Annotated in this window: 13 protein-coding genes; 11 read left to right on the top strand and 2 right to left on the bottom strand. The window is 71.8% G+C overall.

Going from position 1 to position 10,291, the window contains the following annotated elements; all coding sequences use genetic code 11:
* The first annotated feature begins 156 nt into the window (after positions 1-156).
* The 5 genes from VFO68_RS22575 to VFO68_RS22555 are packed head-to-tail and all read left to right on the top strand — an operon-like array spanning position 157 to position 3,810.
* Positions 157-927, top strand: coding sequence for an ESX secretion-associated protein EspG (locus VFO68_RS22575; RefSeq protein ID WP_325160356.1), 771 nt, complete (start codon positions 157-159; stop codon positions 925-927).
* Between the two features lie 4 nt (positions 928-931).
* The gene (locus VFO68_RS22570; protein ID WP_325160355.1) at positions 932-1,237 is read left to right on the top strand and encodes a hypothetical protein; all 306 of its coding nucleotides are present in this window, start codon (positions 932-934) and stop codon (positions 1,235-1,237) included.
* Positions 1,234-2,373 (top strand): WXG100 family type VII secretion target, encoded by a 1,140-nt coding sequence (locus tag VFO68_RS22565; RefSeq protein ID WP_325160354.1) that lies wholly within the window; start codon positions 1,234-1,236, stop codon positions 2,371-2,373. Before VFO68_RS22570 ends, VFO68_RS22565 begins: the two co-directional genes overlap by 4 nt.
* Positions 2,374-2,415: 42 nt before the next feature.
* Entirely contained in the window at positions 2,416-3,588 is a 1,173-nt protein-coding gene (locus VFO68_RS22560) for a pyridoxal phosphate-dependent aminotransferase (protein ID WP_325160353.1), read from the top strand.
* Between the two features lie 48 nt (positions 3,589-3,636).
* Positions 3,637-3,810, top strand: a complete 174-nt coding sequence (locus VFO68_RS22555) for a hypothetical protein (RefSeq protein WP_325160352.1) — start codon at positions 3,637-3,639, stop codon at positions 3,808-3,810.
* Here the strand turns inward: VFO68_RS22555 and VFO68_RS22550 are convergent.
* Positions 3,807-4,829, bottom strand: coding sequence for a GntG family PLP-dependent aldolase (locus VFO68_RS22550; protein ID WP_325160351.1), 1,023 nt, complete (start codon positions 4,827-4,829; stop codon positions 3,807-3,809). The genes VFO68_RS22555 and VFO68_RS22550 overlap by 4 nt on opposite strands.
* A 132-nt stretch (positions 4,830-4,961) precedes the next feature.
* On the opposite strand from VFO68_RS22550, the gene VFO68_RS22545 reads away from it, so the two are divergent.
* The 6 genes from VFO68_RS22545 to purB are packed head-to-tail and all read left to right on the top strand — an operon-like array spanning position 4,962 to position 9,707.
* The gene (locus VFO68_RS22545; RefSeq protein WP_325160350.1) at positions 4,962-5,480 is read left to right on the top strand and encodes a SigE family RNA polymerase sigma factor; all 519 of its coding nucleotides are present in this window, start codon (positions 4,962-4,964) and stop codon (positions 5,478-5,480) included.
* Positions 5,481-5,503: 23 nt separating this feature from the next.
* The gene (locus VFO68_RS22540; RefSeq protein ID WP_325160349.1) at positions 5,504-6,259 is read left to right on the top strand and encodes a hypothetical protein; all 756 of its coding nucleotides are present in this window, start codon (positions 5,504-5,506) and stop codon (positions 6,257-6,259) included.
* 34 nt (positions 6,260-6,293) lie between these two features.
* On the top strand, positions 6,294-6,878 hold the full coding sequence (locus tag VFO68_RS22535) for a TetR/AcrR family transcriptional regulator (protein ID WP_325160348.1): 585 nt from the start codon (positions 6,294-6,296) through the stop codon (positions 6,876-6,878).
* A 60-nt stretch (positions 6,879-6,938) separates the two neighbouring features.
* Positions 6,939-7,475: a SigE family RNA polymerase sigma factor gene (locus VFO68_RS22530; RefSeq protein WP_325160347.1), complete on the top strand. Its 537-nt coding sequence runs from the start codon at positions 6,939-6,941 to the stop codon at positions 7,473-7,475.
* Complete coding sequence (locus VFO68_RS22525; protein WP_325160346.1) at positions 7,472-8,272, top strand: hypothetical protein; 801 nt, start codon at positions 7,472-7,474, stop codon at positions 8,270-8,272. The genes VFO68_RS22530 and VFO68_RS22525 overlap by 4 nt, the downstream gene beginning before the upstream one ends.
* 13 nt (positions 8,273-8,285) lie before the next feature.
* Positions 8,286-9,707, top strand: a complete 1,422-nt coding sequence (purB, locus tag VFO68_RS22520) for an adenylosuccinate lyase (RefSeq protein WP_325160345.1) — start codon at positions 8,286-8,288, stop codon at positions 9,705-9,707.
* A gap of 128 nt (positions 9,708-9,835) precedes the next feature.
* Here the strand turns inward: purB and VFO68_RS22515 are convergent.
* The coding region (locus VFO68_RS22515) for a type II toxin-antitoxin system VapC family toxin (protein WP_325160344.1) at positions 9,836-10,291 on the bottom strand (456 nt) is incomplete at its 5' end.

Below are 10,291 nucleotides of genomic sequence, written 5' to 3'. Positions count from 1 at the left end.
AACTCGATCCTGCAGCCGGCCACCGGGACCGCCCCGGGCGAAGGCGACTCCGAGCATGTCCACAAGTACGGCATCGACTCCGGAGACCTGTTCGAGGACGAGCGGATGACCGCCCCTTCGCTGATCGGTGACGAGGACGAGCGGGCGGACTGACGGGTGCCGGAAAGCGGCAGCGTGGTGTTGTCCACGCTGGAGTTCGATGTGCTGTGGGAGCTGGAACGGCTGCCGGTCCGCCATGTCGCGTTGGATGTGCCGAGCCCCGGCCGGACGCACACCGAGCGGGCCGCCCTGGTGCGCGAGGCGTTGGCCGAACTGGAACGGCGTGGGCTGGCCGAGGGTGGCCGGGCGGTCGCGGACCTGGCCGACTGGCTGCACCTGTTGGCCTACCCGCAGATCAGCATCGACAGCTGGGTGTGGACCGACCACGAGATCAAGTCGCTGGCGGCGGCGACCGGGAACCAGGGGCTGCTCGCCGTGGTCGAACCGCGGGAGGTGTGGCTGATCCCGGCCAGGAGCACGGCGCTCGCCGACGCGGCGGTGTCGATCGCGGGTGTGGTCCCGGCCGGGCGCGGCTACTCGGTCAGCGTTGCCACCGAGCTGCTGCTGGCCGCGGACGGCAAGACCCGCGGCCGGCCGCAGGAGTTGGCGGCGGTGCTGCGCGAGAACGGGGTGTCCACAATGGACGCGAAGGCGCTGGCGGCGATGCTGTCCGGCATGGACACCCGGGGCCAGTTCTGCGTCGAGCGGCGTCAGCGCGACCAGCAGATGCGCCGCGCCGACCGGGTGGTGGCCTTCCACGACAACCCGGACGGCCGCTATGCCTACCTGGCCAGACCGAACAACGCCGGCAAGACCTGGAGCACGATCACCCCGGCGGACAACGCGATGCTGGCGTCGTTCGTCCGGGAGCTACTCGACGAGGTGTGACGAGGTGCCCGACTACAACCTGGACGCGATCGACGCGTGCATGCGCGCCGCGCAGGAGAACCAACCGAGGTTCGGCGAGATCGCCGACGGCTTTCCCGAGGTGTGCACCAGTCCGGCGGTGTACGGCACGCTGCCCAGTTCGGCGGCGCTCGCGCAGGCCGTCGACGCGCTGAACTCGGCCATGCACGAGGAGTTCGCCGCGGCGGAGAGCCGGCTGGACCAGGTGGCCCGGGCGCTGGACGCGGTGGTGGTCAGCGTGCGCAACGCCGACGACGACGCCGCCACGTCGATGACCGTGAGCGCGCCATGAGTGCGGCCGGCGAGCTGGCCGGGTACGCGGGCGGTGACGCCGTGCTGGCCGAGGCGAACAAGGTGGAGCGGGCCGATCCCGGGTCGATCTCCGCGGCGGCCGGCCGGTTGACCACGGCGGCCACCGACGCGGGGACCGGCGGCAAGTCCGTCGCGGACGCGGTGCGGGCCCTGGACGCGGCCTGGCAGGGCGGTTCGGCCGATGCGTTCGTGGCCTACATGGACCGGTTCGGCAAGGCCGGCGCCGACGTGGGCGCCGCGCTGACCGAGGCCGGCAAGGCGCTGACCGGAGCGGCCGAGGCGATCCAGACCGCGCGGTCCTACGTCTCCAGCCGGTGCGACCAGGCGCTGGCCGAGATCCGGGACTGGATCCGGCGCAACCCGGACGCCGAGCAGAGCCAGTTGGACGGTTTCACCCACGAGGTCTGCGGCCAGGTGGCCGCCGACCTGCGCGCGCATCTGACCGGCACCGAGTCGACGCTGGCCGCCGCCGTCGGGGTGATCACCGGGGCGCGCACTCCGGCCAGCACGTTCGCCGCGATTCCCGCGCCGGACACCCAGCCGTTCGTTCCGCAGCCGGGCAAACCTATCGAGTGGACCCGGACCCCACCCGAGCAGACCGCCCCGGCCGGCGCGCCGGAGCCGAACGGAGCGGCCCCGCCCGCCGCCGGTTCGAGTGCGGGCGGCGGTGGGCACAGCGGCGGTGGCGGCGGCAGCAGCCACGGCGGCGGTGGCGGCCTCGGCTCCAGCGGTGGCCCGCCGGCCGGCGGCCCGCCGCCCGGCAACGTCCAGGAGTGGATCCGCCAGGCGATCGAGATCCTGCGTGCCAACGGCATCAACGTCAGCGAGGCCGACGCCCAACGGATCTGGCAGATCATCCAGCACGAGTCCGGCGGCAACCCGCACGCGATCAACAACTGGGACTCCAACGCCGCCAAGGGCACGCCGTCCAAGGGTCTGATGCAGACCATCGACCCGACCTTCAACTCCTACAAGCTGGCCGGCCACGGCGACATCTGGAACCCGGTGGACAACATCTGCGCCGGGGTGAACTACGCGGTCTCCCGGTACGGCTCGCTGGCCAACGTGCCGGGCATCCGCGCCATGGCCGGCGGCGGCGCCTACCGCGGTTATTGAGGGGAAAAGCGCGGCTTTCCACCGGGCCACTAGCGTGAACGCATGCTGGAGCAGGCACTGAAGGTGGCCGACCGGGCGGCGATCCCGCCGTTTCACGTCATGGACGTGCTTTCGGCGGCCAACGCTCGGCAGCGGGCGCACGGTGACCTGGTGTCGCTGGCCGCCGGCGAACCCTCGTCCGGTCCGCCACGGGTGGTGCGGGACCGGGCCGCCGAGATCCTCGCCACCGGAACCGGGCTCGGCTACACCGAGCAGCTGGGCATTCCCGAGCTGCGCGCCGCCGTGGCCGCCCACTACGAGCGCAGCTACGCGCTCGACGTCAGCCCGCACGACGTCGTGCTCACCACCGGCTCCTCCGGCGGCTTCCTGCTGGCCTTCCTGGCCGCGTTCGACGCCGGTGACCGGGTGGCGTTGGCCCGCCCCGGCTACCCGGCCTACCGCAACATCCTCACCGCGCTGGGCGTCGAGGTGGTCGAGCTGCCCTGTGCCGAGGCGACCCGGTTCCAGCCGACCGTGGCGATGCTCGACGACCTGCCGCCGATCGACGGCCTGATCGTGGCCAGCCCGGCAAACCCGACCGGCACCGTGCTCGACCCGGCCGAGCTGGCCGCGATCGCCGGCTGGTGCGCCGAACGCGGCGTGCAGCTGATCAGCGACGAGATCTACCACGGCATCTCCTACGGCGCGCAGACCAGCTCCGCCTGGCAGTACTCCCGCGAGGCCGTGGTGGTGAACTCGTTCTCCAAGTACTTCGCGATGACCGGCTGGCGGCTCGGCTGGCTGCTCGTGCCGCAGCGGTTGCACCGCGCGGTGGACTGCCTGACCGGCAACTTCACCATCTGCCCGCCGGCCCTGGCCCAGCGCGCCGCGCTGGCCGCCTTCGAACCGGACGCCTACCGCGAGCTGGACGGCCACGTGCGGCGGTACCGGACCAACCGCGACAAGCTGCTCAGCGGGCTCGCCGGGCTCGGCATCACCAAGCTGGCCCCGGCGGACGGCGCGTTCTACGCCTACGCCGACATCGCGCACCTGACCGGCGATGCGATGAGCTTCTGTCAGCGGCTCCTGGCCGACACCGGACTGGCTATCGTGCCCGGAATCGACTTCGATCCAGAGTTGGGCCATCGGTTCATCCGGATCTCGTTCGCCGGGGCGACCGAGGACGTCGAAGAGGGACTGCGCCGGCTCGGCGCGTGGCTCGCCGGGAACCGGTGATCCGGAGCTGGCGTTGTGCAGGCGAGGACTCGAGTGGGAGGGTTCGACATGGTGATGAAGATCATCGGGGCGATTATTCTGATCTGGCTGGCATTCGTCCTGCTGGGGTGGGTCTTCAAAGCCCTCGGCACGCTGCTGCTGGTCGCGGCCGTGGTGACCGTTGGCGCGATCGCCTACGGTGCGATCAAGGGCAAGGCCAACCAGCGTCAGATAAAGCCCTAGCCCAGGCCCTTGATCCGGTGCAGCGCCTCGGCGATGTCGGTGGCGTGCACGTCCCGGTGCGTGACGAACCGGATCGACGTGCTCGACATCGGCAACGCCAGCACTCCGGCCTGCCCCAGTGCCGCCAGCAGCTGCGCCACGTCCGGCACCTCGACCAGAACCATGTTGGTCTGCGGCCGGATGACCTGCCAGCCCAACTCGGCGAGCCCGTCGGCGAGCGCGACGGCGTTGGCGTGGTCGGCGGCCAGGTCGCCCATCCGGTCCAGCGCGACCAAACCGGCGGCGGCCAGCACCCCGCCCTGACGAACCCCGCCGCCGAGCATCTTGCGCACCCGGCGGGCCTGCGTCACGAACTCCGCCGTGCCGGCCACCATCGAACCGACCGGCGCGCCCAGCCCCTTGCTCAGGCACACCTGCACGGTGTCCACCCCCACGGTCAGCGCGGCCGGCGGCACGCCGAGCGCGGTCGCGGCGTTCCACAGCCGGGCGCCGTCCAGGTGCACCCGCAGGCCGGTGTCCCGCGCGGCGGCCACGAGCTTCGCGTGCTCGTCCGGCGGGGTGACCGTGCCGCCGGACCCGCCGTGCGTGTTCTCCAGGCACAGCAGCGTGGTGTGCAGCGTGTGGTAGAGGGCCGGCGCACTGGCCAGCGCACGCACCGTGTCGGCCGAGATCCGGCCGGGCGCGCCCGCCCACTCCATCGGTTCCGGCATCCCGCGGGCGATCCACGCGCCCGTGCCCAACTCGTTGTCGATGACGTGCGAGCCCCGGGCGGCCAGGTACCGCTCGCCCGGCCGCAGGTGCGTGATCAACGCGATCAGGTTGCCCATCGACCCGCTGGGCACCCACAGCGCCGCCGCCGTCCCGAGCAGGTCGGCCACCCGTTCCTCGAGCCGCCGCATCGTCGGGTCGTGGCCGAGCACGTCGTCGTCCACCTCGGCGGCGGCCATCGCCGCGCGCATCTCGGCGTCGGGGCGGGTCACGGTGTCGGACCGGAGGTCGATCGGCGCAGGCGTGGTCACAATCCGATCACACCACACCGGTCTGTCCCGCGACCCACGCAGGGGTGGCGTACATCTCACCAACGGGCCATGCAACCGGCTGGGCGGCACGGTCCGTCCCCGTTGTGCAGACGACGAGCGGAGAGCGTCCGCGTGGATCAGCGCGAGGAGCAGGAGTTCGCGGAGTACTTCGCGGCCCGGCGGGATGCCGTGCGGCGAACCGCGTTCATGCTCTGCGGCGACTGGCACCGGGCGGACGATCTGGCGCAGACCGCGTTCGTCGCCCTGCACCGGCGGTGGCGCAAGATCCGGGACCGCGGGGCCCTGGACGCCTACGTCCGCAGGACGCTGGTGCGGGCGATGATCGACGAGACTCGGCGGCCGTGGCGGCGGGAACGCTTCGTGGAGGAGCTTCCGGAGGTGTCGGCGGCCGACGGGGAGATCGCCGAGACCGTGGCGAACCGGTCGGCGTTGCTCGACGGCCTGCGGCGGGTTCCGCCCCGGCAGCGGGCGGTGCTCGTGCTGCGGTTCCTCGAGGGACTGGACGTGGCGGCCACGGCCGAGGCGTTGAAATGCTCGGAGGGAACCGTGAAGAGCCAGACAGCGCGGGGGCTGGCCGCCCTGCGGGACGTGTTGGGTGACGCGCTGGACGATCTGCGTCCGGCGTCCTGACCACTGAGGAGGTGCAACGACGGATGGATGAGCGCAAGCTGAACGAGTTGTTCCGGGACGCGGTTCCGGACGCGCCGCCGCCGTCGTTCGACCACACCGACGTGGCGATGGTGTCGCACCGTCAGCAGGCCCGGCTGCGAAGGTCTCTTCTGGGTGGTTCCGCGCTCGCGGCGGTGATCCTCGTGGGCGTGGCGGTCTTTGGCATGGCATTGTGGAATGGAGCCGGTACCCGGGAGGGGACGTCCAGTGGGCAAGCCGCGAGCGCGCCCATGGCTGACTCCGCAACTGGTAACGCGGCGCCCGTTCCGAACGAGGTACCCAACGAGGGTGCCGACTCGGACAAGAAGCTCTCGGCGGAACCGTCTAAGCAGGGAGACGCTCCGACCGAGATCGCCGGCCCTTCGGGGCCCGGCAGCACCCCTAGCGGGTGCGTGAAGGCGGACCTGGAGCTCGCTGCTGCCCTCGCGGGCGAGCTCCAGGCCGCTGACACATCTGTCGCCTCCAGTGAACTTCCGGCCGGTGTGGCCTGCCCGCCCGATGGGCGTGGAGCGGCCTACCGGCTCGCCGACGGCGGCCTGATCTCCGTGCTGCTCGTCTCCCCAACTTCCGCGCAGCCCAACCCGTTCGCCGGCAAACCGGACGGCACGGCGGTGCGGGCCCAGGTGACGCCACGGGGGTTGCGGCTGATGCTGGTCAGCGAGCCAGGCCCCGGGTCGCGCAGCGCCCCGCTGGAAAGCCGGCTGCAGACCATCGCCGAGCGGCTGGCCGGCAAATTCTGACCACGGTCGCGCATCCGCATACGATGCCCGCGACATGACCAGTGGAACGACACCGAAGGGCGAACGGCGCCGGCAGGCCCTGGTGGAGGCGGCCACCGCGCTGCTCGTCGAGGGCGGGTTCGACGCGGTCCGGCACCGCGCCGTCGCCGAGCGGGCCGGGCTTCCCCTGGCCTCCACCACGTACTACTTCGGCTCGCTGGACGAGCTGGTCACCGCCGCCGTCGAGCACCACGGCCGGGCCGAGCTGGCCAGGGGCCAGCAGTGGCTCGAGGAGCTGGTCACCGCCTCGCGCGGCCCGGACACCCTGATCGAGCTGGTGCTGAACCTGTTGCTGGGGCCGGAGTCCGAGCACGACGCGGAGTCGGTGCTGGTGCGCTACGAACGGCTGGTCGCCACCGGCCGCCGGCCCTACCTGCGACCGCTGACCCGGGCGTTGGGCGCCGAGCTGCGGGAGCTGCTCCGGGAGATCCTGGTGCGCTCCGGCGCCGACGTGTCGCCGCGCCGGGTCGAGCACCTGATCTCCCTGGTCGACGGCGCAGTGGTGAACGCGTTGATCGAGGTCGACCCGGACCCTCGGGGCGCCGCCCGCGGCATGCTCCGCGAGGCCCTCGCGCCGTGACCTCGCGGCAACCCTTTCGGTGTTCGCTCCGTAAGTAGCTGCGGTGCGAAGGGAGAGCCGATGCGCAAGGCCGACGAGGAGCGGTTCCGGGAGTTCGCCCGGGCCCACGCTCAGCCGTTGCGGCGCAGTGCCTACCTGCTGTGCGGGGACTGGCATCTGGCCGACGATCTGGTGCAGAACACGCTGATCAAGCTGCACGGCGCGTGGCACCGGATCGCCCGGACCGACCGCCCGGTCAGCTATGCGCGGCGCACCTTGCTGCGCTGCTGGCTGGACGAGCGGCGCCGGCCGTGGCGTCGGGCCGAGCGCGGCGACGGCGCGGTGCCGGAGGAGGTCGAGGGCGGGCCCGATCCGGTCGTCGCCGTGGCGGCCGGGGATCTGCGGGCCGAGCTGTTCGCCGGGCTGGCCCGGATCGCACCGCGCCAGCGAGCCGTGCTCGTGCTGCGGTTCTTCGAGTCGCTGTCGGTGGCCGAGGCCGCCGATGCGCTCGGGTGCTCCGAAGGCACCGTCAAGAGCCAGACCGCGCGTGCGCTGGCCGCCATGAAAACCGTGCTGGGCCATGAGGCGCCGGCGTCCGCGGGGAGGGAGTTGGAATGATCGAGGAGCGTATGGCGGACCGGTTCCGGGCGGCCGTCGCCGACGAGCCGCCGTTGGGGTTCGACCCGGACGAGGTGGTGAGCCGGGCCGGTCGGGAGCGGCGCCGGCGCCGGGCGGTGGCCGGTTCCGCACTGGCCACGGGTGGCCTGGCGGTCACCACCGCGGTGCTGGTGGCCAGCACCGGCAGCGACGTCCAGACGATCGGCCCGGGCGCCGGCCCGACCGGCTGGCTGGCCCCCGCGCCGGGCGGGGCCAGCAGCGCGCCGCTGCGGCCTTCCCTTCCGCCCCGGACAAAGCCGAAGGCGCCGTCCGCGGACGTGCCGGGCAGCTTCCCCGGCTCCGACGCCGCGGTGGCGAAGCTGCGGCAGGTGATTCCGCAGGTGCTCGCCGAGAAGGTGACCAACCTGGCGTTCACCCACCCGGACGGCGGCGACCTGATGGTGCACCAGACCGGCCGGCTGATCGGCGGTGCCTACCTGGCCACCGGCACCAGCCACCAGTACATCCAGGTGTCGATCTCGCACGACCGCGACACCCTCGACCTGTCCGCCGACCCGGCAGCGGGCGGAGGCTGGGGTCCGCCCCTGCGCCAGTCGACCCTGCCGGACGGCTCCCAGCTGCGGGTCTACGGCCAGAACGAGAGCGGGATGCAGAACCTGTCGGTGCTGCACTTCCGCCCCGACGGGGTGATCGTGCACGTGGACGCCACCATGAAGCCGGAGCCGGGCCGCAGCGGTCTGCAGGTGTCCGAGGAGGTGCTCACCGCCATCGCCACCGATCCGCGGCTGACGTTCTGACTACTCTGACGTCGTGCCACGGATCGACAACGTGCTCGCCGCCCGCTACGCCTCCGCCGAGATGGGGGCGTTGTGGGCGCCCGAGCGCAAGGTGGTGTTGGAGCGGGAGTTGTGGCTCGCGGTGCTGCGGGCGCAGCGTGAGCTGGGCGTCGCGGTGCCCGACGCGGTGCTCGCCGACTACGAGCGGGTGATCGGCGACGTCGACCTCGACTCGATCGCGGCGCGCGAGCGGGTCACGTTGCACGACGTGAAGGCCCGGATCGAGGAGTTCAACGCGCTGGCCGGGCATGAGCACGTGCACAAGGGCATGACCTCGCGGGACCTGACCGAGAACGTCGAGCAGTTGCAGGTCCGCCGCGCACTGGAGCTGATCCGGGGCCGGGCGGCGGCGACGCTGGCCCGGCTGGCCCGGCTGGCCGCCGAGTACACGGACCTGGTGATCGCGGGCCGCTCGCACAACGTGGCCGCGCAGGCCACCACCCTGGGCAAGCGGTTCGCCACCACGGCCGAGGAACTGCTGATCGCGTTCGAGCGGCTGGACGGCCTGATCGACCGGTACCCGCTGCGTGGCATCAAGGGCCCGGTCGGTACCGCGCAGGACATGCTGGACCTGCTCGGTGATCCGTCCGCGGTGGACGCGCTGGAGCGGAAGGTGGCCGAGCACCTGGGTTTCCAGCGGGTGCTGACCAGCGTCGGGCAGGTCTACCCGCGCTCGCTGGACTTCGACGTGATCTCCACCCTGGTCCAGCTCGCCGCGGCTCCGTCCAGCCTGGCCACCACCATCCGCCTGATGGCCGGCCACGAGTTGGCCACCGAGGGGTTCCGCCCCGGCCAGGTCGGCTCCTCGGCCATGCCGCACAAGATGAACAGCCGCTCCTGCGAACGCGTCAACGGCCTCGCCGTGGTGCTTCGCGGCTATGTCTCGATGGTCGGCGAGTTGGCCGGCGACCAGTGGAACGAGGGCGACGTGTCCTGCTCGGTGGTCCGCCGGGTAGCCCTCCCGGACGCCTTCTTCGCCCTGGACGGCCTGTTCCAGACCTTCCTCACGGTGCTCGACTCCTTCGGCGCCTACCCCGCCGTGATCGCTCGTGAGCTGGACCGCTACCTGCCGTTCCTCGCCACCACCAAGTTCCTGATGGCCGCCGTCGCCGCCGGTGTCGGCCGCGAAACCGCCCACGCCGCCATCAAGGAACACGCGGTAGCGGTCGCCCTGGCCATGCGCGACCAAGCCGCCCCGGACAACGACCTCCTGGACCGCCTGGCCGCCGACCCCCGCATCCCCCTGGACCGCGCCGTCCTCGACTCCCTGCTCGCCGACCCCCTCACCTTCACCGGCACCGCCGCCGACCAGGTCGCCACCCTCGTCAAACGCATCACCGACCTGCTCACCCACTTCCCCGAAGCCTCCGGCTACACCCCCGCCCCCATCCTCTAACCCCGCCCACCCACCCGGCGACCCCCACTTCCAGCAAAGGCAAGACTGGCATGGATGCACTACCGGAAGCCGGAACAAGACCACGCGAAGGCGGACGGGCCGGCACCGGAGTCTCGGTTGCCCCTCGCTCAGGTGGAGATGAGGCTGAGTCGCTCGTGCTCGGCGAAGTAGTCGAAGTCCTTCGCGTTGAGCGTGGCCAGCGGGAGCCCGTTCGCCAGGCAGCATGCGGCAATCCAGGTGTCGTTCTGCGGTCGTGGCCGCCCGCACGCAACCGCGCCGGCCATGATCCGGCCCCACATTCGTGCGATCCCATCGGTGCTGTGCAGCACGCCGACCCCATCCAGCCAGCGCGCGAAGCTGGCCAAGCGTGACGGCCCCCAGTGTCGCAACTCAACCCACGTGGTGAGCTCAGCCAAGGTAACGAACGTGATGATCGGCGTGCGGCCGATCAACTTGGTTGCCAAGGGGGGTGCAAGCCGATCACGCAGGACGTGCGAGGCGACGTCCGTATCCAGGACAATGGATGACACCGAGGTCAGGCCAGATCGGCGCGGCGGGATGCGTAAGTGAACTCCAAGAACTCG

The organism is Actinophytocola sp. (genome assembly GCF_035712165.1).
In the GTDB taxonomy this organism is placed as follows: Bacteria; Actinomycetota; Actinomycetes; order Mycobacteriales; family Pseudonocardiaceae; genus DASYTH01.
Note: the sequence above shows the minus strand (reverse complement) of the source record. Positions and strands in the feature narration are given on the sequence as shown.